This is a genomic window from Hydrogenophaga palleronii NBRC 102513 (genome assembly GCF_001571225.1).
In the GTDB taxonomy this organism is placed as follows: domain Bacteria; phylum Pseudomonadota; class Gammaproteobacteria; order Burkholderiales; family Burkholderiaceae_C; genus Hydrogenophaga; species Hydrogenophaga palleronii.
Map to the genome: position 1 here is coordinate 152,186 of NZ_BCTJ01000004.1, position 23,662 is coordinate 175,847.

Here is a 23,662-nt window from a genome sequence, read left to right on the forward strand (position 1 = left end):
ATGACCACCACCCTGATCCGCCACGGCCGCATCGTGACCGCCGTTGACGACTACCACGCCGACCTGCTGCTTGAGGACGGCAAGATCGCCGCCATCGGCCGGCACCTGCATGTCGGCCCCGAAGTGCGCGTGATCGATGCCAGTGGCCTGATCGTCTTCCCGGGTGGTGTGGACGTGCACACCCACCTGGAAAACACCTTCGGCGAATCGACCACTTGCGACGACTTCGAGTCGGGCACGAAGTCGGCGGCTTTCGGTGGTACCACCACCGTCATCGACTTCGCGTTCCAGAACCAGAACACCAGCCCGCTCGACGCGATCGCGCGCGCGCAATCCAAGGCAGCTGCCGGTGCCAGCATCGACTACGGCTTCCACGTGATCGTGACGCATGTGGACGAGGCGGTGCTCGGTGACATGCGCCACGCGATCCGCCACGAGGGTGTGAGCAGCTTCAAGATGTTCATGGCCTATCCGGGTACGGTCATGGTGGACGATGCGGCCATCTTCCGTGCCATGCGCATGGTGGGTGAGCACGGCGGAATGATCGCGCTGCATGCCGAGAACGGCACGGTGATCGACCTGCTGATCCGCGAGGCTCTGGCCCAGGGCCACACCTCGCCAAAGTACCACGCGCTCACCCGGCCTTCGATCCTGGAGGGCGAGGCCACGCACCGGGGCATCAAGCTGGCCGAGCTGGCGCAGGCCCCGGTCTACTTCGTGCATCTCTCGGCCAAGGAAGCGCTGGCGCACGTGATCGAGGCGCGCGATGCGGGCATTCCGGTGTTCGCTGAGACCTGCCCGCACTACCTTTTCTTTGACGAATCGGTGTACGACAGCGACGACTTCTCTCTGGCCAAGTACGTGATGAGCCCGCCGCTGCGCTCGCGCGAAGCGCAGGATGCTTTGTGGACTGCGCTCAAGACCGACGACCTGCAGCTCGTCTCCACCGATCACTGCCCCTTCTGCATGAAGGAGGGCCACATGGGCAAGGTGCGTCAGAAGATGCACGGCAAAGACGATTTCTCCAAGATTCCCAACGGCACCCCCGGTCTGGAAACCCGCATGACGGTGATCTACGACGGCGGCGTGCGCACCGGCCGTATTTCGATCAACCGCTTTGTCGAACTCACCGCCACCGCGCCGGCCAAGCTGTTCGGACTGTTCCCGCAGAAGGGCACGATCGCGGTCGGCAGCGATGCCGACGTGGTGCTGTTCGATCCCCGCACCGAGCATGTGATATCGGCACACACGCACCACAGCCACTGCGACTACAGCCTGTTCGAAGGCCACCATGTTCACGGCAAGGTGCGCAAGGTGTTCTCGCGCGGCGACCTGATCGTGGACGAAGACCAGTGGCACGGCACACCCGGGCGCGGGCGGTTCCTGCGTCGGGGCGAGGTCGGTGGTTACTGAGGTTCGGCCCAACCCCGTGGTGCAGCGCTTCGCCGCGGGCGAGGCTGCGCTGGGCCTGGGTATCCAGCAACTGCGCACGCCGGCCGCGGTCGACCTGGCGCAGCGCTGTGGCTTTCACTTCCTGTTCATCGATCTGGAGCATGGGCCGCTGACTTGCGCCATGGCGGTGGACATCGCCGCCGCGGGCCTGCACGCCGGCCTGCCTGCGCTGGTGCGGGTGCCGGGCAAGAATTCGCCTGACGTCGCACGCCTTCTCGACGGTGGGGTGCAGGGCATCGTGGTGCCGCACGTCGACACGGCCGAGGAAGCGCGCGCAGTGGCCTCGGCCTGTAAGTACCCGCCGCTGGGTCGGCGCTCCTTCTTTGGCCTGCAGCCGCACTTTGGCTACCGGCGCGTGCCGCTGCAGGAGGCGATGGCGTTGGGCAACGCGCAGGTGCTTTCGGTGGTGATGCTGGAATCGCCGCAGTCCTTGCACCACGTAGATGAAATCGCTGCCGTGCCGGGCATCGACGTGCTGATGATCGGCTGCAACGACCTGTCGATGGAGCTGGGCATTCCGGGCCAGCTCGACCACCCGTTGATGGTGGCCGCACGGCACGCCGTGGTGGCGGCCTGCCGCCGGCACGGCAAGACACCCGGCCTGGGCGGTATCGCCGACGCGGTGCTGTTGCGCCGCTGCATGCAAGAGGAGGGCATGCGCTTCGTGCTCGCCTCCAACGACACCGACCTGCTGCTCGACGCGGGCGTGGCCCGCGTCGACAGCCTGCAGCAGGCCTGAGGCCCTCAGGCGGCGGCAGCCGCCAGTTTCGCTTTCTTCTTCTCCATCTGGCTGCTGTACATGGCCTTCATGCGCAGGTCCACCGCGCGCGCGTGCGCTGCTTTAGCCGCGGCGTCGAGCTCGGCCACCGGGCAGGGCTCATGGTCGAAATGGTTGAAGCGGTCGGTGCCACGCACCAGCAGCGCCGATTCGCGCGTGGCGGTGCAGCGCACATGCACAGGGATGAAGCGCGCGGCGATGCCGATGCGCGCATCGGTGCCGGTGTTCTTGCTGGAAGCGTGCAGGGTGCGCCCGTCGTGCAGTGCCACTTCACCTGCTCGCAGCAACACGTCCACCGCGCGCGATTCGTCCACGCCCTGCGCAGCCTGTCCGCTGATGAGCATATTGCCTTCGCTCTCGTCGGTGGCCACGGGTAGGCGCACCTCAACATGGCTGCCCGGGATGTAACGCAGCGGACCGTTCTCGGGGCCGATGTCCGACAGCGCTATCCAGACGGTGACCTGTTCCACCGGGGCAATGTTCCAGTAGGTGTCGTCCACGTGCCAGGAGACAAAACGCTGATCGCCCGGCTGCTTGATGAAGAACTCGGTAGACCACAGCAGCATGTCCTCACCGATCACACGTGCGGCGAGGTCGAGCACTCTGGGTTCGGTGGCAAGCTGCGTCAGCCAGGGGAACAGCAGGTGCGGCTTGAGGGTGAACTTGCCTTCAAACTTGCCGCCCAGGGCCTGTTGAGAGGCTTCGAGTTGGCGACGGTAGTACAGGGCGCGTTCGGCATCCATGACTCGGATCGGGAACGCATAGCCCTCGCGTGCGTAGTGCTGCAGGAGATGTGGTTCGTTCAGGGTGCCGGTATGCATGGAGTTCTCAATGGGTCATGACCTGCTTCAGGAAGAGCTGGGTGCGTTCGCTCTGAGGTCGGGTAAAGAACTCGGAAGGCGGTGCCACCTCGATGACCTGACCCTTGTCCATGAAGATCACCGTGTCCGCCACCTTTCGCGCGAAGCCCATCTCGTGTGTGACGCAGATCATGGTCATGCCTTCCGAGGCGAGTTCGCTCATGACGTCGAGCACCTCGTTGATCATTTCCGGATCGAGCGCGGAAGTGGGCTCGTCGAACAGCATCACCTGCGGCTGCATGCACAGCGAACGCGCGATCGCCACGCGCTGCTGCTGTCCGCCAGAGAGCTGGCCGGGATACTTGTGTGCCTGATCGGGGATGCGCACGCGCGAAAGGAAATGCATGGCGCGGGCCTCGGCCTCGGGGCGCTGGATCTTGCGCACCCACATCGGGCCGAGCACCAGGTTTTCCAGCACGGTGAGGTGCGGGAACAGGTTGAACTGCTGGAACACCATGCCCACTTCGCGGCGCACCGCCACGACGTTCTTCGACTCGTTGTTGAGCTCGATGCCGTTGACGTGGATGTGGCCCCGTTGGTGGTCTTCCAGGCGGTTGATGCAGCGGATCAGGGTGGACTTGCCCGAGCCCGACGGGCCACAGATCACGACGCGCTCGCCGCGCTTCACCTGCAGGGTCACGCCGTCCAGCGCATGGTATTCGCCGTACCACTTGTGCACATTGGTCAGGCGGATGATGGGGCTGGCATCGACGTCCGGGGCGGGTGCTGCTGGGGTGATCATGCGCTGGCCTTGGTTGGGGAGGGATAGGAGATGCCAGCCTGCGCGAGCGCGGCGGCGATGCGGATGGCGTCGTCACCCGGCAGTTCGCGCACCGTGCGAGAGAGCGCGCAGTCGATGACGCCGAGCTGCCACAGCGCGAGCTTGATGCGGGCGTACATGTGCGGCCGGGGCTGGGCGTAGATGGCGCGCACCAGCGGGTAGAGCCGCTCGCTCACCGCGCGCATGGCGACGAGGTCGTTGCGCTCGCTGGCGTCCCACAGCTCGTGCAGTTGCTGCGGCACCAGGCTGGCCAGGCCCGAGAGAAGCCCGTGGCCGCCCACGGCGAGCTGCGCCAGGAACCAGTCGAAGTTCGACGGCAGCACCGCGACCTTGTCGCTCGCCAGGCGGATGGCACGCCAGTTGTCTTCGTACAGACTCATGGTGTCGCTGCCTTCCTTCACAGCCACGATGCTGGGCAGCTCCGCCAGCTGTGCGAGCAGGGCCGTGCTGTACGAGGCGCCGGAGCCTATGGGGTACTGGAACAGCGCCAGCGGCAGGCCACCGGCGTCTGCTACCGCCTGCACATGGGCCAGCACCTCGGCATCTGTGCGCGTGGGGGAGGGCGGCAGTGGGAATGCCGTGAGCACGTCTGCGCCGGCTGCGCTGGCCTCGCGGGCCTGCTGCACCGCGTCTTCGGTGGTCTCGGCGACGATGCCCGCCACCAGCTTCTGCCCGGGCCGCAGGCCGCGGCGGGTGAAACGGATCACGTCGCTGCGCTCTTCCGGACTGAGGGCCGAGCTCTCACCTGCGTGGCCGTTGACGAACACGGCGGTGGTTGAGGAGGGTGACGCGGCATACGAAAGCAACCTGGCGTAGCCGGCCCAATCGATGGCGCCGGCAGGCGAAAAGGGGAGCACCGTGGCGACGGTGACGCCGCCCAGGAGAAGTGGGGTCATGGAAAGGTTCGAAGAAGAGGACTGCTTGAAAAACCGCTCAGCGGGCATGGGCGGTGGAGGCGCCGAAGCGACGTTCCAGGCGCTCCTGGATGAAGCCCCATGCGGTGGTCATGACCAGGTAGTAGATGGCGGCCACACCGAAGACCTCGAGCACGTGAAAGTGCTCCTGCATCACCATCTGGCTGCGGCGCATCAGCTCCTCCATCGAGATCACCGAGGTGATCGAGGTGGCTTTCAGCAGGCCGTTGATGGAGTTGCCCAGTGGCGGGATCATCAGGCGGAAGGCCTGCGGCAGCGTGACCTTCCACACCACCAGCCAGCTGGGCAGCCCCAGCGAGTCGGCGGCTTCGGTCTGCCCTTTGGCGACGCCCATGAAACCGCTGCGCACGATCTCCGACATGTAGGCCGCTTCGTTCAGGATCAGCGCGATCAGCGCCGATTCGAGCACCCCCAGGCGCAGCCCCAACTGGGGCATGCCCGAGTAGATGATCACCAACTGGATCAGCAGCGGCGTGCCGCGGAAGACCCAGAGGTAGAAGCGTGCGATCTGGACCAGTGCCACGTTGCTCGACATGCGCATGCCGGCCAGCACGAGGGCCAGCAACAAGCCCCCCGCCGCGGCGGCAACCGTCATGACCAGGGTGACACCGGCGCCCCAGAGCAGGAACTGGTTGGTGAGATAGCCGGCGAAAGCGGCGAAGTTGAAGATTTCCATGCGCGTGTCGACTTGCTAAGAACGGAGGCTCCGGATCACTGCGGGCCAGGGCCACGGATGCCGAACGGACGGTCGGCCAGTTTGGTCACGCCGTACTTGTCGAACAGCGCGTCGTAGCTGCCGTCCTGCGCCATGCCGTTGAGCACAGTGGCGATGGCATCTGCCAGCGGGCGCGAGCGGAAGGCCATGGCGGTGGGGGTGCCGCCCTGGCTGGCCAGGGCCATGCTGGCCTGGCCTTTGCGCACGTAGTCCTTGCCGGTGTAGTCGGGCGGCGCGATCAGGTCGACCTGACCGGCGCGCAGCGCGGCCATGGCGTCGGCCGTGGTCGGGAACGCCTGGATGCGCAGCGGCTTGGCGCCTTTGGCTTCGTTGGCTTTCTGGCGGTCGCGCAGCCAGCGCTCCATGTACGAATCGGCCTCCACGCCGATGGCCAGGCCGCTGACGTCATCGGCCGACGTCAGGACGATCTTCTTGTTCGGTGCGGCCACGAGGTCCAGACCGGTCAGGCCGTAGGGCACGAGGTACATGGCCTTGGAGCGCTCTTCGGTCCAGAACATGCCGGTGTGGATGCCGTCGGAGCGACCGCCGCGCAGGGCCGGGGCCTGGGCCTGGAAGTCCATGCGCACGAAGTTCATCGTCAGGCACAGGCGCTTGGCGATTTCGTTGCCAAGGTCGATGTTCATGCCCAGCAGCTTGCCTGTGCTGTCGACGTATTGCATCGGCGGCAAGGTCGGGTTGGTCGTGAAGGTCAGCTTGCCTGCCTCCACCAGCTCGGAAGGTGCCACGGCGACCACCGGTTTGCAGGCTTGTGCGCTGGCGGACAAGGGAGCGAGGCTGGCGCCCCCGGCGATGAGGGCCAGCGCGAGCGCTGAGCGGATGCGGGTGAATGACAACACGGGGACCTTTCGTTGGATCTGCCTGTCGAGAGTGAGCAGGAAGTGGACCCAAGAATAAGTCTGGCAATGACCGAGCTTCAATTCAGTTGAGGGCCGCGACTATAAGGGCACGGTATATGCGTTGCATGGTGCATATCCCTCACCAGAAAGGCGCAAAAGGCCTTTCTATCGCACCTGTTTCTATCAACTGCATGCACGCTTCTGCCATCTCTGCACCACATTGAGGCATGCGGCACCGCCATCGAACATGACCAATCCTGCCACCCGCACCGTGATCAACCTGCGCCAGCTCGAAGTGTTGCGCGCCGTGATGCGCTACCGCACCACCACCGGTGCCGCTGAAGAGCTGGGCATGTCGCAGCCCGCCGTAAGCAATGCCATCAAGCTGGCCGAAGCCAAGGTCGGCGTTGCCCTTTTCGACCGCATCAGCAACCGTTTGCAACCCACGGCAGATGCCCAGTTGCTGCTGGCCGATGCCGAGCCGTTGTTCCGCCTGCACGAGGCGATCCAGCGCAAAGCCTGGGACTTGCGCACCGGGCGTGCCGGCGTGTTGCGAATCGCTTCGACCGCCGAACTGTCACAGATGCTGGTGCCTGGCGTGCTGCGCCTGCTGCAGGACGCCCATCCCGATGTGCGCATTGCGCTGGAGACGGTGCGCATGGACGAGTTGTTGGAAAGCGTGGAGAGCGGCAGCGCCGACATCGGCATGGCCATGCGCCCGCCACCGCGGCCGAGCCTGGTGCGCGAGGTGCTGATCGAGTCCGAGTTGATGTGCCTCTGCCCGCCGAACGACCCGCTGGCCAACATGCCGGTGCTGACGCCGTTCGACGTGCAGGGCCGTGACACCATCGGGCCGGCCTCCGGCAGTCCACTGGGTGTCCTGCTGGACGCCGCGTTCGAGCGCTTCGGCGAACGCTACAGCCCCGGTATCGAGGCGCGCTTTTCCAACGTGGCCGCACCGCTGGTGGAGCAAGGCCTCGGCATCGCTTTCGTGGACGAACTCACCGCGCGCCACCGGCCGCAGGCGGACTATTCGGTGCACCGCTTTAGCCCGCGCGTGCCGATCAAGGTCTGTGCGCTGGTGCTGCGCGATCGGCCGGTGCAGCGCATGACGAAAGCGTTTCTCGAACTCGCGCGCGAGTTCCTGCAGGCGCGTTTGAACACGGGCCCGGCCACACCGGGCGTGCCCTGAGGCTCAGTGGTCGCCCTTGGGCGGGGGTGCCATCAACCGGTCCGTCATGGCAATCGCCATGGCGCTGAGCAGGAACACCACGTGGATGATGGTCTGCCACATCAGCACCTTCTCGTCGTAGTTGGCGGCGTTGATGAAGGTCTTGAGCAGGTGGATCGAGCTGATGCCGATGATGGCCGTGGCCAGCTTGACCTTGAGCACCGAGGCGTTCACGTGGCTGAGCCACTCGGGCTGGTCGGGGTGGTTCTCCAGGTGCATGCGGCTGACGAAGGTTTCGTAGCCACCCACGATCACCATGATCAGCAGGTTGGAGATCATGACCACGTCGATCAGCGCCAGCAGCACCAGCATGATCACGGTCTCGTTGAGGCCGGTGAGTGCCACGTCGCTCTTGTAGCCAATGCCGTTGATGAGTTTCTCCAGCGCCTCCTGGTTGCCAAAGGCCGCTTCGACCAGGTGGACCAGTTCGACCCAGAAATGGAACACGTAGATGGCTTGCGCGGCGATCAGGCCGATGTAGAGCGGAAGCTGCAGCCAGCGGCTGGCGAAGATGAGGTTGGGCAGGGCGCGGATCGGGGCGGCGGCTTTGGCGGGGTGGCTCATGGGAGGTGACACAATGTGCCGTGCGCCCGGGATGGGCAGGCAGGCGGCGGGCGGTATTGTAGGTCTGCGCCGGCCCGCTCCATGGGCGTTGGCCCATGGCCTTTCCGACACCCAGAACCCGGGAAATTTGCCCGATGCACGCCCTTGTAAGAGAGTCGTAAGAGCCCTTGCGCACAGTGCCGTGCTGTCCGAAGCCCCCATACCATCAGGAGACTGTCCCATGTCCGCGCCCTCGTCGACGATCGAATCCACTCTGGTCGAGAACCGTGTCTTCGAACCCACGCCCGCCACCGTGAAGGCCGCGCGTGTGTCGGGCATGGCCGCGTACAACGCGCTCTGCGCCGAAGCCGAACAGGACTTCGAAGGTTTCTGGGCGCGCCTGGCGCGCGAGAACCTGGTCTGGCACAAGCCATTCAGCAAAACGCTCGACAGCTCCAAGGCCCCGTTCTACAAATGGTTCGAGGACGGTGAGCTGAACGCCTCCTACAACTGCCTGGACCGCCACATCGGCACGCCGGTCGAGAACAAGACCGCCATCATCTTCGAAGCCGACAACGGCGACGTCACCAAGGTCACCTACAAGGAACTGCTGGCCAAGGTCTCGCAGTTCGCCAACGCGCTCAAGTCGCGTGGTGTGAAGAAGGGCGACCGCGTCGTCATCTACATGCCCATGACGATCGAAGGCGTGGTCGCCATGCAGGCCTGCGCGCGCATCGGTGCCACCCACAGCGTGGTGTTCGGTGGCTTCTCCGCCAAGGCCTTGCAGGAACGCATCCAGGACGCGGGCGCCGTGGCGGTGATCACCGCCAACTACCAGCTGCGTGGTGGCAAGGAACTGCCGCTCAAGGCCATCGTGGACGAAGGCATCAACATGGGCGGCTGCGAATCGATCAAGAATGTGATCGTGTTCCAGCGCACCCCGACCGCCTGCAACATGGTTGAAGGCCGCGACACCTTCCTGCACGACGCCGTGGCCGGCCAGTCCACCGACTGCCCGGCCGAGATGGTGAGCGCCGAGCACCCGCTGTTCGTGCTCTACACCTCCGGCTCTACCGGCAAGCCCAAGGGCGTGCAGCACAGCACCGGCGGCTACCTGCTGTGGGCCCAGCTCACCATGAACTGGACCTTCGACCTGCGGCCCGACGACATCTTCTGGTGCACCGCCGACATCGGCTGGATCACCGGCCACACCTATGTGGCCTACGGCCCGCTGGCCGCCGGCGCAACGCAGATCGTGTTTGAAGGCGTGCCCACCTATCCGAACGCCGGGCGCTTCTGGCAGATGATCGAGAAGCACAAGTGCACCATCTTCTACACCGCGCCGACGGCGATCCGCTCGCTGATCAAGGCTGCCGAGGGCGACGAAAAAGTGCACCCCGCACGCTCCGATCTTTCCAGCCTGCGCCTGCTCGGCTCGGTCGGTGAACCGATCAATCCCGAAGCCTGGATGTGGTACTACAAGCACGTGGGCGGTGAACGTTGCCCCATCGTGGACACCTTCTGGCAGACAGAAACCGGCGGCCACATGATCACCCCGCTGCCGGGCGCCACGCCGCTGGTGCCGGGTTCTTGCACGCTGCCGCTGCCGGGTATCGCCGCGGCCATCGTGGACGAAGCCGGCAACGAAGTGCCCAACGGTTCGGGCGGCATCCTGGTGGTGAAGAAGCCCTGGCCCTCGATGATCCGCACCATCTGGGGCGACCCGGAGCGTTTCAAGAAGAGCTACTTCCCCGAAGAACTCAAGGGCTACTACCTGGCCGGCGACGGCGCAGTGCGCAGCGCCGACCGTGGTTACTTCCGCATCACCGGCCGCATCGACGACGTGCTCAACGTCTCGGGCCACCGCATGGGCACGATGGAAATCGAGTCCGCGCTGGTCGGCAAGACCGACCTGGTGGCCGAAGCCGCCGTGGTGGGCCGCCCGGACGACGTGACCGGTGAAGCCATCGTGGCCTTTGTGGTGCTCAAGGGCGCGCGCCCCACCGGCGACGAAGCCAAGGCGATTGCCAAGCAGCTGCGCGACTGGGTGGGCAAGGAAATCGGCCCGATCGCCAAGCCCAAGGACATCCGCTTCGGCGACAACCTGCCCAAGACCCGCAGCGGCAAGATCATGCGCCGCCTGCTGCGCTCCATCGCCAAGGGCGAGGCCATCACGCAGGACACCTCCACGCTGGAGAACCCGGCCATCCTGGATCAGCTGGCGGAGAACAACTGATCCAGGCCGCGCAGGCGCGCGTGGCCATGGCTGCGCTCAAGCCTGCGATCACCTGCGGTGAAGTGCGCAGGCGAAAAAAAACCGCTGCAGAGCAGCGGTTTTTTTGCGTGTTGCCCAGTGTGTTTACTGGGTCATGATCCAGGCCGCGAGCTTCTTGGCGTCGGCTTCATTGACCTGTGGGTTCGCCGGCATGGGGATCGCGCCCCAGACGCCCGAGCCGCCCTTGACGATCTTGGCGGCCAGCGCGTCGACGGCCTTGGCGTCGCCTGCGTACTTCTTGGCCACGTCCTTGTACGACGGACCCACCAGCTTCTTGTCGACCGCGTGGCAAGCCATGCAGTTCTTGCTCTTGGCCAGAGCTTCATCGGCCATCGCGGGCGCCGCCAGCGTGGTGATGGCGGCCATAATCAGGAGAGCGCGTTTCATGGGTGTGTCCTTGTAGGTGGGTATCGAGAGAACTGACGGGCCGATTTTACCGATCCGGCTTCCTCAGAAACGAGCGCTTACAGTTTCTTGCCCGCTTCATGCGGGCTTTACGGGAGTTTGTGATGTATTTGCTGATCGCGGGCGTCGTGCTGTTGCTGCTCAAGTACATGGAGGTCGGTTTCGTCGCCGGCTGGTCGTGGTGGTGGGTGCTGTCGCCCTTTGCCGCGGCCGTGGTGTGGTGGGCCTGGGCCGACTCGACCGGCTACACCAAGCGCAAGGCGATGGAAAAGATGGACCAGAAGAAGAAGGACCGCATCGACAAGCAGCGCGAAGCGCTGGGCATCAAGCCCAAGCGGCCTTCGCGCTGAGCACCGCGTTCAGCCTCAGTAGTTGTCGAGCACGGCGCCCTTGCTGGCGCTGGCCGCGTTGAACGCAAACTTGGCCTGCACGCCACGCGTGTAGCGCGGCGCCGGTGGTGTCCAGCCTTCGCGGCGTCGGGCCAGTTCGGCCTCGGGCACATTCAGTTCCAGCTTGAGTTCATGGGCGTCGATGGTGATCGAGTCGCCCTCGTTCACGAACGCGATGGTGCCGCCGGCCGCTGCCTCGGGTGCCACGTGGCCCACCACCATGCCCCAGGTGCCGCCGCTGAAACGGCCGTCGGTGATCAGGCCCACGCTCTCGCCCAGGCCGGCGCCAATCAGCGCACCGGTCGGGGCCAGCATCTCGGGCATGCCCGGGCCGCCCTTGGGGCCGAGGTAACGCAACACCATCACGTCACCGGCGACGATCTTGCCGTCGAGGATGGCCTTGAGGGCCGATTGTTCGTCGTCGAACACACGCGCCGGGCCGGTGATGACCGGGTTCTTCAGCCCGGTGATCTTGGCGACCGCGCCTTCGGGTGAGAGGTTGCCCTTCAGGATGGCGAGGTGGCCTTCGGCGTACATGGGGTTGTGTATCGGGCGGATCACATCCTGGTCGGCGCGCGGCGCATCGGGCACGTCCTTCAGCACCTCGGCAATGGTCTGGCCGCTGATGGTGAGGCAGTCGCCGTGCAGCAGGCCGGCGTTGAGCAGCACCTTCATCACCTGCGGAATGCCGCCGGCCTGGTGCAGGTCCACCGCGAGGTACTTGCCCGAGGGTTTCAGGTCGCACAGCACCGGGGTCTTCTTGCGGACGCGCTCGAAGTCGTCGATGGTCCATTCCACGCCTGCCGCGTGCGCGATGGCGAGGAAGTGCAGCACCGCGTTGGTGGAGCCGCCGGTGGCCATGATCACGGCCACCGCGTTCTCCAGCGCCTTGCGGGTCACGATGTCGCGCGGCTTGATGTCTTTCTTGATGGCTTCGATCAGCACGCGGGCAGACTCCTTGGCCGAGTTCTGTTTCTCGTCGTGCGGGTTGGCCATGGTGCTGGAGTAGGGCAGCGACAGGCCCAGCGCCTCAAAAGACGAAGACATGGTGTTGGCGGTGTACATGCCGCCGCACGAGCCCGAGCCGGGGATGGCGCGCATCTCGATCTCGCGCAGGTCTTCGTCGCTCAGGTTGCCGGCGGCGTTCTGGCCCACGGCCTCGAACACGCTGACGATGTTGAGGTCTTGCCCCTTGTAGCGGCCAGGCAGGATGGTGCCGCCATACACATAGATGGCCGGCACGTTGGCGCGCAGCATGCCCATCATGCCGCCCGGCATGTTCTTGTCGCAGCCGCCGACCACCACCACGCCATCCATCCACTGGCCCTGCACGCAGGTCTCGATGCAGTCGCTGATGACTTCGCGGCTCACCAGCGAGTACTTCATGCCCTCGGTGCCCATGGCCATGCCGTCGGAGATGGTGGGCGTGCCGAACACCTGCGCGTTGCCGCCGGCTTCCTCGATGCCGGCGATGGCCGCGTCGGCCAGCTTCTGCAGGCCGCTGTTGCACGGGGTGATGGTGCTGTGGCCGTTGGCCACGCCCACCATGGGTTTCTTGAAGTCGCTTTCCTCGTAGCCCATGGCGTAGTACATGGAGCGGTTGGGCGCGCGGGCCTTGCCTTGCGTGATGTTGGCGCTGCGGCTGTTGATGGCCTTGATGGGGATGCTTTTGCTGTCTGCCATGGGTGTCTCTTCTGCGTGGGGTGGAGGACGGTGGCCAGCGCGTCGGCAGGCCTTGCCGAGGGCCAGTATGCGGCAGGCATCCCAGCATTTCCAATTGATTTGAGGGCCTGCTCTGATATGTTCGGCGTATGACAGCGCTGACAAAAGAACGGCACATCGAATGGCGGCAATGGCGCCAGTTTCTCGCCGTGGCCGAAGAACTGCACTTCGGCCGCGCCGCCGCGCGCCTGCACATGACGCAGCCGCCGCTGACCCAGGCCATCGCCGGCCTGGAGCAGGCGCTGGGCGTGCGCCTGTTCGAGCGCACCAAGCGCAGCGTGGCGCTCACCCCGGCCGGCGCCGCCCTGCTGCCCGAGGTGCAGGCCCTGCTGGCGCGTGCTGCCACTTTGCCGCCGCTGGCGCGGGCCGCCGCCGCGGGTGAGCTGGGGCGCTTGCGGCTGGCCTTCGTGTCCACCGTCGGCTTCGAGCTGTTGCCACGCTGGGTGCGGGCCTTTCGCCAGCGCTGGCCGCAGGTGGCGCTGGAGCTGATCGAGGCCACCGGCGACGTGCAGATGGAACTGCTGGCGCGCGGTGAGGTGGACGCCGGCATGCTGCTGCACTCGCCGGGTTTCCAGGCCACCGGGCTGGCGCAGGCGCGCATGGCCAGCGAGCCGCTGGTGGTGGCCCTGCCCGAAGCGCACCCGCTGGCCGCGCTGGACCACCCGGGCCTGGCCGCGCTGTTGGCCGAACCACTGGTGATCTTTCCGCGCCGCATCCTGCCCACGTTGCACGACGGCATTTTTGCGCTGTACCACGCGGCGGGCCTGGCGCCGCGGGTGGCGCAGGAGGCGATCCAGATGCAGACCATCGTGAACCTGGTCTCGGCCGGCCTGGGCGTGGCCTGGGTGCCGCAGAGCGTGCGCCAGTTCCAGCGCCCGGGCGTGGTCTACCGCAGCCCGCGCCCGTCCCGTGGGCGCAGCGTGCCGGTGTGCGAGACCAGCCTGGTGTGGCGCACCGACGCGGTCAGCCCGACGCTGGCCCATTTCATTGCTTTTGCGCAGGCGCAGCAGGGCCAGGAAACCACCCCGCGCACCGCCCCACGCACCGACGCGGCGCGCGTCAGGGACTCTCGTGGGGCCTGACGGCGCCCGTGGTCGGCCCTGCGACAATGCGGCCCATGCTTCAACATCCCCAGATCGACCCCGTCGCCCTGCAAATCGGCCCGCTGGCCATCCACTGGTATGGGCTGACCTATCTGCTGGCCTTTGGCCTCTTCATGTGGCTGGCCAACCTGCGGCTGCGGCACCAGCCGTTTGCCGGGATCACCAGCCCGCCCTGGACGCGCCGCGACGTGGAGGACATCCTGTTCCTCGGCGTGCTCGGCGTGGTGGCCGGCGGGCGCATCGGTTACTGCCTGTTCTACAAGCCGGCGTATTACCTGTCCCACCCGCTGGAGATCTTTGCGGTCTGGCAGGGCGGCATGAGTTTCCATGGTGGCCTGATCGGCGTGATGCTGGCCATGGTCTGGTACGCGCACAGCCGCAAGCGCCCCTTCCTGCAGGTGATGGATTTCGTGGCGCCCTGCGTGCCCACCGGCCTGGCCGCGGGGCGGCTGGGCAACTTCATCAACGGCGAGCTGTGGGGCCGTGTGGCCGACCCGTCATTGCCCTGGGGCATGGTGTTCCGCGGCGCCGGCGACCTGCCGCGCCACCCGTCACAGGTGTACCAGTTCCTGCTCGAAGGCCTGCTGCTGTTCGTGCTGCTGTGGCTCTACGCCCGCAAGGAGCGCGCGCGCGGCCAGGTGTCTGCCGTGTTCCTGTTCGGGTACGGCGTGTTCCGCTTCATCGCCGAATTCTTCCGCGAGCCCGATGCCCACCTGGGCCTGCTGTCGCTGGGCATGAGCATGGGCCAGTGGCTGTGCGTGCCCATGATCCTGGGCGGCGCCTTCCTGTGGTGGTGGTTCGGGCAGGCCCGCAAGGCCTGATCGGGGTCAGTACACCAGGTGCGCGCGCGCCTGGCAGCTGAGGGTATGCAGCTTCACATCGGCCTGCCCGAGCTTGATGCCCAGCAGGTCCAGCAATGGTGTGAGGGTGGCGGAGCCAATGCTGTCCAGGGCCGGTGACAGAGCCCTGACCAAGGGGTCGAGCAACAGGCCCAGCGTGGCCAACAGCGAGTTCGACACCGTATTGCCGCCACTGGAGGTGTTGCCGCTGAGAGCGTCCTGGATCTCGCTGCGGCAACCACCATCGCTCCCCGAGCCATACAGCAAGCCTCCGCCGGTGCACTGGTTGCCCAGCAAGCCGCCGAGAATGCCACCCAACAGATTGCCCACGGTGTTGAGCAGGCCGGTGACCAGGCCACCGATGCCGGTGACGGCGTTGTTGAGATCGGCTGCGCCTTGTTTGATCTTCGCGTCCACTGCCGCCAGCACCTGTCTGCGGCAGTTGCTGCTGTTGCAATTGGCGGAGCCGAAGAGCTCCGTTGCGGTGGATGCCCACAGCCTCGCGGCGAGGGCGGCGGCGCCGGGGCCGCTGGACGGTGCCCCCAATCTGTTGCCAAGCGCATCGTTCAGCAAGCTGCTGGTGAGCCCGCTCAAGGAGGTGCCGAGGTCCAGGCTTGTCGTGTGGGGCACCGTGTCCATGCACCTTGCAGGATCGTCCTTGCAGGAAGGCAGTGTGGTGTAGGCCGTCGACGACGAGCCGACATTGGCATGCAGCCTCGTGCTCAGTTGAACGGGCACACCGAGCACCGTCAGCGTGAGCAGGTTGGCCCGCTCCAGGTTGTTCTCACAACTGTCCTTGGTCGAAAAGACGTTTGCCTCGTTGGTGTGCCTGCCCACACACAGTTTCATCAGGGACGGCTCGACTTCGATGGTGGCTTGCTCGTGGCCCTGGGCGGTGCGCTGTGCGGGGTTACACATGGCCGTCAGCGTGCCTTTGGCGGCGGCTACGTCGATCATGATGGGCACGTCGATATCGAGTGAGGCCAGGCCCAGGTTGATCGAGGGCGGATTCACCCGGGCATAGACGCGCAACTGCCCGGTGTACGCGGTGGCGCCGACGCTGCCGATGCCGATGGAAGGAGGCTCAACCAGGGCGACCTTGGCACCGACCAGGCCCGGTAGGGCAACATTCAGGTCGATGAAGTGGTTGCCGTTGGCGATGGCGAGCGCGGTGCCAACAAGATCGAGCAGGTTGACGTTGGCGCTCAGGCCGGATTGGCCATCCGCCGTCTCCAGCAGCACGCCTGAACGGGAGGCGTCACTGAACAGGGGGATGTGTGCCCGCAGCGCTTCCAGTTTGAGCTGGCCAGAGAGCCGTTGAAGCAACTGCACCTGCGCCAGTGCCGTGTTGCCTTGCGCCTGCAAGGCCGTGACCGAAGCGTTGAGCAATCCGCCGAGCGTGAGATCCCTGACCTCTGTCAGGTTGTTGAGGGTGCCGATGTCTGCGCCCGTCGACACCGGAACCCCAAGTGCGGCGAGCAGGCCCGACGGCGTGATGCTGGCGTTGGTCAGGCCTTGGTAGCTCAGCACGTCGGTGTCGGTCACATCGAGGCCAACGGTTTTGAGGATGTTGGGCAGGAGCGAGTTGTCTTCCAGACGCAGCAGGCGTGAGCCGACCGAGAACGACGCCAGCGGGTCGGTAACAGCGGCCACCGCTTCGGTGCGCAGGGTGCGCACGCCGGGGAAGAACGCGAGCAGCGGTGGTGGTGTTCCGGTGATCTGCACGTGCACCGCGTTGTAGGCGGTTTGTCCGGCGACGAAGTTGCGCTCGGTGGCCTGGGCAGGGTCCCAGCGGCCGCAATTGATGGTGGGTGTGAAGCCGGCCAGGTTCTGTGTTGCGTTGGCGAGCGCGGCGGCATGGGCTGCCGTGCAGTCGGTGGGCTGCACCGAGGAGGCTCCTGCGATGGCCGCGAGGTCGGCGGTCTTCTGCAGCTCGCGCTTCATGAAGAACAGGTAGCCGAGCTCGGTGCCGATCAGGGCGATCACGATCAGGCTCAGGGCGATGGCTGCGTTGATGACGATGGAGCCCGCCTCGCGCCGGCGCCCGGTGGCGCGGCGCGGCTCGTTCATGGGCGTGGGGCTGGGGTTCATCGGTGGCTTTCTAGAGCGCGGCGGTGGCGCGGCTGACCAGCGTTTCGGGCATCCAGCGGGTGGTGTCGAACAGCGGTACCCAGGGCAGCAACTGGCCTTCGCGGTAGGGGTAGCTCACGGTGACGGTGAGTGCATTGCCGGGCGTGGCCACGTTGACGGTCACGGTCTGCGCGATCCATGCGCGCCGGCTGGCAGCGTTGGTGCTGTGGGCCAGCGGCACGATCAGCGAGCCCGAGAGCGAGTCCCACACCACGCTGCGGATGTTGTTGCTCGCGTTGGCGAGTTCGGTGCTGTTGGCGGTGCGCAGAGTCGGGAACATCTGCACCGCGCGCGCGCCGTCGGCCGCCGCGCGCGACACCACCTGCTTGGTGTAGAGCACCGCGCCGAAGGTGGCGATGCCGTACAGCGCCAGCAGCAGGCCCAGCAGCACGAAGGCGAATTCGATCGCCGCGATGCCGTGCTGGCGGCGCTTCACAGCGCACCTCCGTCCAGCATCACGCTGGCCCGGCCGACCAGTTCGTTGGGCAGGGCAAAACCGGGGAAGGGGGGCAGCACGCGGTGCAGGTCGCTCAGGCGCACCGTCACGTTGACCTGGCAGCGTTGCGCCCAGCTGTTGCTGCAGGGCAGGGTGCCGGCTGGCTGCAGGCAGTTGCCGGTGGCGGTCTGGCAGATCTCGGGCAGGGGAATGGTGAGCACCGCATCGGCCGGCTTCCAGCCGAGCGAGCGGTCTTGCGCCACTTCGCGGGCCTTGCTCTGCCGTGCCACCAGGCTGGTCTGGTGCCGCAGCGCGGCGCGTGCGCCGTCTTCGGCGGCGGTTTGCAGGCCGAAGCGGAAGGTGAACAGGATGGCGTAGCAGATGATGGCGTAGACGATGCCGAAGAACAGCAGGAAGGTCATCGCGTATTCGATGGCGTACACGCCGCGCTGGCGCCGCTGCAGGCGCTGCGAGCGAGGCTGTGGTGCGCGGGTGTGCATCATGCCGGGCGGTCCTGTCGGTGGTGCTGCTGCGTGTGCTGCGGCGGCGCGTGGCTTACTGCTTTTCCAGGTGCGAGCCGAACCAGGCCGGCACCGGCTGCTCGAAGCTCTTGAGGTAACGCTGCTGGCTCAGCTCGGCCACCGCGCCGTCGATGGGCCGCGGCGTGGCCGAGGCCTCGCGGCCTTCGCGCTGGCGCTGCAGCAGGCTGTAGGTGGCGTCGCCCACACGCGTCACATGCGCCGCAGGCGCCTCGGGTGCGGCAGCGCTGGCCTCGGTGGCGGTGGCAGGGGCGGTGGCTTCGGGGCTGGTCTGTGCCCACAGCGGCGTGGCCACGGCCAGCGCGGCACACAGGGGCAGACAACGCAGCGGGTGCAGAGAGGTCTTGGTCATGGAGCGTCCTTGGTGGGTGTGTGACAGGAAATCTAGGGCGTGGCCAGGCTCGGCGGCAGGCTCAGCAGGGTGCTCAGGCGCAGGCCGGTGGTCTGCAGGGCCAGGCCGCTGCCGACGTCGCGGTGCGGCGCCAGTTGCTGCGCCAGCTGTTCGATGGCGTCGCGCGTGGCGGGGTTGAATTTCGCTTCGTCCATCACCTGGCGCGCGTGGGTGCTCTGGCCTTGCGTGAGCAGGTACAGCGCAAGGTTGCTGCGCACGCGGGCGTTGTTCGGCAGCAGCTGGGCCGCCTGCAGCACGGGCAGGCGCGCGTCGTCGAAGCGCTGGGCGCGCAGCAGTGCATAGCCCAGGTCGCTGAGCAGCAGGCCGTCGGACGGCGTGATCTGGCGCGCGCGTTCGAACTGATCGGCCGCGCGGCCGTAGTCGTTGCCGGCACCGGCCAGCAGGCCCAGGCCCTGGTGGGCGGCGGCGCGCTCGGAGGTGTTCAGCAGCTTCTCGTACAACGCGGCGCTGGCCGCCGGCTGGTTGGTCTGGCGCAGTGCGTTGGCGCGCAGCAGGCGGGTCTGGTCGGTGGTGCCCCAGCGCTGTTCCAGCGCGTCGATGTGGGCGAGCGAAGCGAACCACATGCCGTTGCCCTGCATCTGGCGCACCAGCGCGAGGTAGGTGGGCTGGTTGTCCATGCTGGGTTCGCGCGCCGCGGCCTGGGCGGCTTCCACCTGGTTGGCGTCGGGCAGCGAGGCGCAGGCGCCGAGCAGCAGCAGGCAGGCGGCGGCGAGCAGCGCGCTGCGCGGGCGTTGGAGGCGGGGTGTGGTGTGGGTGTTCATGATCCGGTCATGGTCCCGACGGACCGAATGATGGCGAGGAAACCCGGACCCGCGGTGACGATCACCAGGGCCGGCAGGAGGGTGGTGACCATCACCACGGTCATCTTCACGGTGATCTTGCCGATCTGCGCCTTCATCTCGGACTTGCGGTGCAGGCGCAGGCGTTCGCTGAACTGGCGGATCGGCTCCTGGATGGCGCCGCCGTGTTTGTCGGCCTGGTTGACCAGCGCGACGAAGTCGCTGAGGTGCTGGTTCTCGTGCAGGGTGGCCAGGCGTTGGTAGGCCTGTTCGCGGGTGCGGCCCTGGGCGTACTGCCGGTTGCCCCGCGCCACCTCGGCACCCAGCACCGGCATCACGTGCTGGAAATCGCTGGCGATCACCTGCAGGCTCTGGTCCAGGCTGAGGCCGACGCTTTGCAGCAAACCGAGCAGGTCAACGAACAGCGGCAACTCGCGCGCTACGCGCTCGCGCCGTTGTGCGGCGCGGCTCTTGAGAAACCACTTGGGCAGCATGAAGCCGATGGCGAAAGCCGCCGCCGTCCACAGCATGCGGTTGCCGGAGGTGCTCATGCCCAGGTACACCAGCGCGGGCAGGCCCAGCGCCAGAACCAGGCGAGCGAACAGCAGTGCCAGCTGGCTGCGCACCTTGGGAAAACCGCATTGTTCGATCAGGCGCCGGTCTTCGTCGGCCACCAGCAGGCTGCCCAGGCGGCTCTGCAGCCAGCGCGTCTGCCAGGGGTTGTCGCGCAGGAAGTCCAGCTCATCGGGCAGCGCGTCGGCGGGCGTGGCGTTGTCGCCCAGCGCGCGCTGAATCACCTGGGCGGTGGACTGGCGTTGCGAGAGGCGCTGCAGCAGCAGGCCGGCGCCCATGGCCATGGCCAGCGCGAGCAGCAGCAGGGCCAGGATGGAGAGGTGCAGAGGGCTCATGGTGGTGGTGCTCCGCGGTCAGGACAGCCGGGCCAGCCGGTACAACAGCAGCGCGCCGATGGCCTGCAGGCCGAGCGCACCGAACACCATGGCCTGGCCGGTGGGGTCGCTCCACATGCGCGTGAAGTAGTCGCCGTTGGTGCTGATGATGGCGCCACCCACACCGACCGGCAGCAGGCCGAGGATCCAGGCCGAAAGCCGCGTTTCGGCGGACATCGCCACCAGCTCCTGTTCGGCTTCTTCGTGGTCGCGCATGAAGTGCGCCACGCGTTCGAGCAGCACGTCGGCGCGGCCGCCGTAACGCACGCCCAGGCCGAGGATGGAGGAGAGCAGGAACAGTTCTTCGATGCGCACCTTGCGCGCGATCTGCAGCAGGGCCTGGTCGATGTCCATGCCGGCCTTCACCAGGCCCATGGCCTTGTCCATGTGGCCGCGCAGCGGTTGTTTGGCGCCGTTCACCGCCGACTGGAACGCGGCCTGGGTGGAGTTGCCGACCACGATCAGGCGCACGATCACGTCCAGGAAACCGGGCAGCTGGCGGATGATCTGGCGGCGCATCTTCTGCACCCGCAACCAGATCAAGAAGGCGCCGCCGAACAGCAGCAGGGCGGCCAGGCCGACGGCGCTGACCCAGCCCGAGAGCAGGGCGGCGGCACTGACCGAGACCAGGATCACCACCAGGCCGGCGAGCACGGCACCGGGCGCCACCGCGCCGAGCAGCCAGCCGGGCAGGCGGAACAGGGGCTTGGGCTCGTTGCTGCCGGGCAGCACCAGGGCGCTTGCCGGGGCGCCGAAGCGCATGCCGCCGGCCGGGACCGCGCCCGCTGCCGCCGGTTCGATGTGTCCGGCCAGGTGTTGTTGGGTGGCGCGGCGGCGCTGGCGGCGCACCGAGGCGTCCCACAGCAGCATGCCGCCGGCCGCCAGCAGCAGCGCCACGGCCAGGGCGATCACGGCGGTTTCAGACATGGATGGGCTCCCTGGACTGCTGTTGCTGCATGCTCTGGCGCAGGCGCGCGATCTTGGGCGTGTGCGGGGTGACACCCAACGAAACCCAGTGGTCGTTTTCCTCGCCGTCGGCCTGGATGCGCGGCTCGTAGCGGAACAGCTCCTGCATTGCCACCACGCTGTCGTTGAGGCCGGTGATCTCGGTGATGGAGACGATGCGGCGCTTGCCGTTGGGCAGGCGGGCGATCTGCACGATGAAGTCGATCGCGTTGGCGATCTGCCGGCGCAGGCTGAGTTCGCTGCCCTGGTAGCCGGCGAAACCCGCCAGCATCTCCAGCCGGTACAGGCACTCGCGTGGCGAGCTGGCGTGGATGGTGCCCATGGAGCCGTCGTGGCCGGTGTTCATGGCCTGCAGCATCTCGATGACTTCGCCGCCGCGCACCTCGCCGACGATGATGCGGTCGGGCCGCATGCGCAGGCTGTTGCGCATCAGGTCGCGGATGGCGATGGCACCGGATCCGTCGTAACCGCCGGGGCGGCTTTCCAGGCGCACCACGTGGGCGTGGTTGAGCGCGAGTTCGGCGGTGTCCTCGATGGTCACCACGCGGTCGGTCTCGGGCGCGAAGTTGGCCAGCGCGTTGAGCAGCGAGGTCTTGCCCGAGCTGGTGCCACCGCTGACCAGGATGTTGCAGCGCGAGCGCACCGCCATCTCCAGCAGGTGGCCCATGGCCTGGTCGAAGGTGCCGAGCTGGAACAGCTCTTCGGGGCTCAGCGGGTCCTTGCGGAACTTGCGGATGGAGACCGCCGGGCCGTTGATGACCAGGGGCTCGATCACCACGTTGATGCGGCCGCCGTCGCTCATGCGCGCGTCGACCATCGGGTTGGACTCGTCGAGGCGGCGGCCGATCGGCGCCAGGATGCGGCGGATGATGCGCATCAGGTGCTCGTTGTCGGTGAAGTTCAGGTGTTCCTTCTGCAGCTTGCCGCGCCGAGACACGTACACCTGCTTGCTGCCGTTGATGAGGATGTCCTCCACCTCGGGGTCGTTCAGCAGGTCTTCGAGCGGGCCGAAGCCGGCGAACTCCTTGGTGAGGGCGTCGGCCAGCAACTGGGTCTCGCGCGAGTTGATCGGCACGCGGTGCAGCCGCACCTGGCTTTCACACTCCAGGTTGACGAACTGCTGCACCGAACTGCGCGACCAGCGGCCAAATTCGGCACCCAGTTCCTCGATGCGGTTGAGCAGGTGCTCATGCACGAAGGTCTTGACGGTCTGGAACTCGGCCGAGTTCAGGAAGACCTGCTGGTTGTCGGAAAACTCGACGTTGGTCGTCATGGTCTGTTACCCCCGGTGAATCCATTTGCGCAGCATCTGCGCCATGCTGCTCGGTGTCTTGCGGGCAGGCGCGCCGCTTGCCATCGAATCGGTGCTCCTGGCGCCGATCCAGGGCGCCAGGCTGCGGGCTGCCTGCGCGACTGCCTGCACATATGGGTCGTTGCGCGCGGCGAATGCCAGCAGCTGGCCCTGGCACGCCGCACTCAGCAGCGCACTGCTGCGCGCCGGCAGCACATGGCCCAACGGCAAGCCGAGCTGGGCCGCGATGTCCTTGGCGGGCAGGTTGACGGTGGCGTCGAACTTGTTGACGACGATGGAGAAATCCTTGGTGCCGACGTCGCGCTCGCGCAGTTCGCGCAGCAGTGCCGCGGTGGAGACGATGCCGCCCAGGCTCTGGTCGCACACCACCCATACCTGGTCGGCGTTGCGCGCCACCTGGGCCACGAAGTCCACCGTGGTGAAGCCGCCCAGGTCGGCGATCTGCACGTCGAAGAAATCGCCCAGGCGCTGGATCAGCGTGCCCGAATCGGCGTGCGAGATGGCGCGGATTTCGCCCAGGTTGGCCGGCAGCGGCAACACCGCCGCGCCGCTGCTGTGTTGCACCAATGCGGTCTGCAGCAAGGTGGTGTCCAGGCGCTGCAGGTTCTGCACACCGTCGACAAAACTGAACTCGCTCTTCAGGCCCATGTACATCAGGTCGTCGCGCGCGGGCAGGCCCAGGTCGAGCAGGGCCACGCCCTGTCGCTGCGGGGTGCCTTTGGCCCGGCGCGCCAGCATGGCGCTGCGGTGTTCTTCCAGCAGGGCCGAGAGGTTGCAGGCCAGCGTGCTCACGCCCATCCCGGCGCGCGCGCCAAGCAGCGCCAGCGTGCGGCCCTTGGCCTTCGCGCGTGTGCTCTTGCGGCGCGCCATCAGGTCTTGCAACACCGACAGCACTTCGCTGTGCGGGCCGTCGAGATCGAGGTAGTCGTCCACCCCGGCGCGCAGCGCGACGATGGGGGTGTTGGTCTCGTTGGTATGGCCGGTGCCGATCAGCAGCAGCTGGGGCCAGTCGCGCCGCAGCGATGCCGCCAACTGCGTGCTGCGCTGGGCCTGGTCATCGGAAAAATCCAGAAACACCGAACGCGGGTGCGTGGCACCAATGCGCTCGCTCAATGCGCGCGAATCCAGTGGCACCGTGCTCACCTGCCCCAGACCATTCAGGCCCGCGTTCAACCAGCCCACGTGTTTGCCGCTGTCGGTGGCATAGAGGTAGACGCTGGAACCGTGGAGGGTAGGGCTGGTCGGGGTGGGCATCT

Annotated in this window: 24 protein-coding genes; 7 read left to right on the forward strand and 17 right to left on the reverse strand. The window is 66.7% G+C overall.

The genetic code is table 11. The annotated features are described in order from the left end of the window. Window positions 1-1,413, forward strand: a complete 1,413-nt coding sequence (gene hydA / locus HPA01S_RS05330; RefSeq protein ID WP_066267563.1) for a dihydropyrimidinase — start codon at window positions 1-3, stop codon at window positions 1,411-1,413. Beyond that, entirely contained in the window at window positions 1,403-2,191 is a 789-nt protein-coding gene (locus HPA01S_RS05335) for an HpcH/HpaI aldolase family protein (protein ID WP_084360483.1), read from the forward strand. Before hydA ends, HPA01S_RS05335 begins: the two co-directional genes overlap by 11 nt. Window positions 2,192-2,196: 5 nt before the next feature. On the opposite strand, the gene HPA01S_RS05340 is transcribed toward HPA01S_RS05335, so the two are convergent. Genes HPA01S_RS05340 through HPA01S_RS05360 form a run of 5 tightly spaced genes read right to left on the reverse strand, consistent with a single transcriptional unit; the run spans window position 2,197 to window position 6,378 of the window. Continuing rightward, on the reverse strand, window positions 2,197-3,051 hold the full coding sequence (locus HPA01S_RS05340) for a phytanoyl-CoA dioxygenase family protein (protein ID WP_066267565.1): 855 nt from the start codon (window positions 3,049-3,051) through the stop codon (window positions 2,197-2,199). Window positions 3,052-3,058: 7 nt separating this feature from the next. Continuing rightward, a complete protein-coding gene (locus tag HPA01S_RS05345; RefSeq protein ID WP_066267566.1) occupies window positions 3,059-3,832 on the reverse strand; it encodes an amino acid ABC transporter ATP-binding protein in 774 nt (257 codons plus the stop codon). Continuing rightward, window positions 3,829-4,767, reverse strand: coding sequence for a dihydrodipicolinate synthase family protein (locus HPA01S_RS05350; protein WP_066267673.1), 939 nt, complete (start codon window positions 4,765-4,767; stop codon window positions 3,829-3,831). Before HPA01S_RS05350 ends, HPA01S_RS05345 begins: the two co-directional genes overlap by 4 nt. 37 nt (window positions 4,768-4,804) lie before the next feature. Then, window positions 4,805-5,482, reverse strand: coding sequence for an amino acid ABC transporter permease (locus HPA01S_RS05355; protein WP_066267568.1), 678 nt, complete (start codon window positions 5,480-5,482; stop codon window positions 4,805-4,807). A 35-nt stretch (window positions 5,483-5,517) separates the two neighbouring features. Continuing rightward, entirely contained in the window at window positions 5,518-6,378 is an 861-nt protein-coding gene (locus HPA01S_RS05360; RefSeq protein ID WP_157084907.1) for a transporter substrate-binding domain-containing protein, read from the reverse strand. A 247-nt stretch (window positions 6,379-6,625) separates the two neighbouring features. Here HPA01S_RS05360 and HPA01S_RS05365 point away from each other — a divergent pair, with 247 nt between their 5' ends. Continuing rightward, on the forward strand, window positions 6,626-7,570 hold the full coding sequence (locus HPA01S_RS05365) for a LysR family transcriptional regulator (protein WP_066267573.1): 945 nt from the start codon (window positions 6,626-6,628) through the stop codon (window positions 7,568-7,570). A gap of 3 nt (window positions 7,571-7,573) precedes the next feature. Here the strand turns inward: HPA01S_RS05365 and HPA01S_RS05370 are convergent, their stop codons facing one another. Continuing rightward, the gene (locus HPA01S_RS05370; protein ID WP_066267575.1) at window positions 7,574-8,173 is read right to left on the reverse strand and encodes a TIGR00645 family protein; all 600 of its coding nucleotides are present in this window, start codon (window positions 8,171-8,173) and stop codon (window positions 7,574-7,576) included. 220 nt (window positions 8,174-8,393) lie between these two features. Between HPA01S_RS05370 and acs the strand changes: the two genes are divergently transcribed. Further along, a complete protein-coding gene (acs, locus tag HPA01S_RS05375) occupies window positions 8,394-10,388 on the forward strand; it encodes an acetate--CoA ligase (protein WP_066267579.1) in 1,995 nt (664 codons plus the stop codon). Between the two features lie 123 nt (window positions 10,389-10,511). Here the strand turns inward: acs and HPA01S_RS05380 are convergent, their stop codons facing one another. Then, window positions 10,512-10,814, reverse strand: a complete 303-nt coding sequence (locus HPA01S_RS05380) for a c-type cytochrome (protein WP_066267580.1) — start codon at window positions 10,812-10,814, stop codon at window positions 10,512-10,514. 122 nt (window positions 10,815-10,936) lie between these two features. Here HPA01S_RS05380 and HPA01S_RS05385 point away from each other — a divergent pair, with 122 nt between their 5' ends. Further along, on the forward strand, window positions 10,937-11,182 hold the full coding sequence (locus tag HPA01S_RS05385) for a TIGR04438 family Trp-rich protein (RefSeq protein WP_066267581.1): 246 nt from the start codon (window positions 10,937-10,939) through the stop codon (window positions 11,180-11,182). Window positions 11,183-11,197: 15 nt separating this feature from the next. Here HPA01S_RS05385 and ilvD read toward each other — a convergent pair whose 3' ends face one another. Next, entirely contained in the window at window positions 11,198-12,904 is a 1,707-nt protein-coding gene (gene ilvD, locus HPA01S_RS05390) for a dihydroxy-acid dehydratase (RefSeq protein WP_066267583.1), read from the reverse strand. A gap of 128 nt (window positions 12,905-13,032) precedes the next feature. Between ilvD and HPA01S_RS05395 the strand changes: the two genes are divergently transcribed. Together HPA01S_RS05395 and lgt are read left to right on the forward strand one after the other, a co-directional pair. Continuing rightward, entirely contained in the window at window positions 13,033-14,025 is a 993-nt protein-coding gene (locus HPA01S_RS05395) for a LysR family transcriptional regulator (RefSeq protein ID WP_066267585.1), read from the forward strand. A gap of 35 nt (window positions 14,026-14,060) precedes the next feature. Continuing rightward, window positions 14,061-14,867 (forward strand): prolipoprotein diacylglyceryl transferase, encoded by an 807-nt coding sequence (gene lgt / locus HPA01S_RS05400; RefSeq protein ID WP_066267587.1) that lies wholly within the window; start codon window positions 14,061-14,063, stop codon window positions 14,865-14,867. Between the two features lie 6 nt (window positions 14,868-14,873). On the opposite strand, the gene HPA01S_RS05405 is transcribed toward lgt, so the two are convergent. Genes HPA01S_RS05405 through HPA01S_RS05445 form a run of 9 tightly spaced genes read right to left on the reverse strand, consistent with a single transcriptional unit; the run spans window position 14,874 to window position 23,660 of the window. Beyond that, window positions 14,874-16,976: a TadG family pilus assembly protein gene (locus tag HPA01S_RS05405; RefSeq protein WP_084360484.1), complete on the reverse strand. Its 2,103-nt coding sequence runs from the start codon at window positions 16,974-16,976 to the stop codon at window positions 14,874-14,876. 10 nt (window positions 16,977-16,986) lie between these two features. Continuing rightward, window positions 16,987-17,451: a TadE/TadG family type IV pilus assembly protein gene (locus tag HPA01S_RS05410; protein ID WP_066267591.1), complete on the reverse strand. Its 465-nt coding sequence runs from the start codon at window positions 17,449-17,451 to the stop codon at window positions 16,987-16,989. Further along, the gene (locus tag HPA01S_RS05415) at window positions 17,448-17,954 is read right to left on the reverse strand and encodes a TadE/TadG family type IV pilus assembly protein (RefSeq protein WP_066267594.1); all 507 of its coding nucleotides are present in this window, start codon (window positions 17,952-17,954) and stop codon (window positions 17,448-17,450) included. The genes HPA01S_RS05410 and HPA01S_RS05415 overlap by 4 nt, the downstream gene beginning before the upstream one ends. A gap of 52 nt (window positions 17,955-18,006) precedes the next feature. Continuing rightward, window positions 18,007-18,342: a DUF3613 domain-containing protein gene (locus HPA01S_RS05420; RefSeq protein ID WP_066267596.1), complete on the reverse strand. Its 336-nt coding sequence runs from the start codon at window positions 18,340-18,342 to the stop codon at window positions 18,007-18,009. A gap of 32 nt (window positions 18,343-18,374) precedes the next feature. After that, the gene (locus HPA01S_RS05425; protein WP_066267600.1) at window positions 18,375-19,163 is read right to left on the reverse strand and encodes a tetratricopeptide repeat protein; all 789 of its coding nucleotides are present in this window, start codon (window positions 19,161-19,163) and stop codon (window positions 18,375-18,377) included. Continuing rightward, window positions 19,160-20,089: a type II secretion system F family protein gene (locus tag HPA01S_RS05430; RefSeq protein ID WP_066267601.1), complete on the reverse strand. Its 930-nt coding sequence runs from the start codon at window positions 20,087-20,089 to the stop codon at window positions 19,160-19,162. Before HPA01S_RS05430 ends, HPA01S_RS05425 begins: the two co-directional genes overlap by 4 nt. 18 nt (window positions 20,090-20,107) lie before the next feature. Continuing rightward, a complete protein-coding gene (locus HPA01S_RS05435) occupies window positions 20,108-21,055 on the reverse strand; it encodes a type II secretion system F family protein (RefSeq protein ID WP_066267603.1) in 948 nt (315 codons plus the stop codon). Further along, on the reverse strand, window positions 21,048-22,367 hold the full coding sequence (locus tag HPA01S_RS05440) for a TadA family conjugal transfer-associated ATPase (RefSeq protein ID WP_066267605.1): 1,320 nt from the start codon (window positions 22,365-22,367) through the stop codon (window positions 21,048-21,050). Before HPA01S_RS05440 ends, HPA01S_RS05435 begins: the two co-directional genes overlap by 8 nt. A gap of 6 nt (window positions 22,368-22,373) precedes the next feature. Beyond that, window positions 22,374-23,660, reverse strand: a complete 1,287-nt coding sequence (locus HPA01S_RS05445; RefSeq protein WP_084360488.1) for a P-loop NTPase family protein — start codon at window positions 23,658-23,660, stop codon at window positions 22,374-22,376. Between the last annotated feature and the right edge of the window lie 2 nt (window positions 23,661-23,662).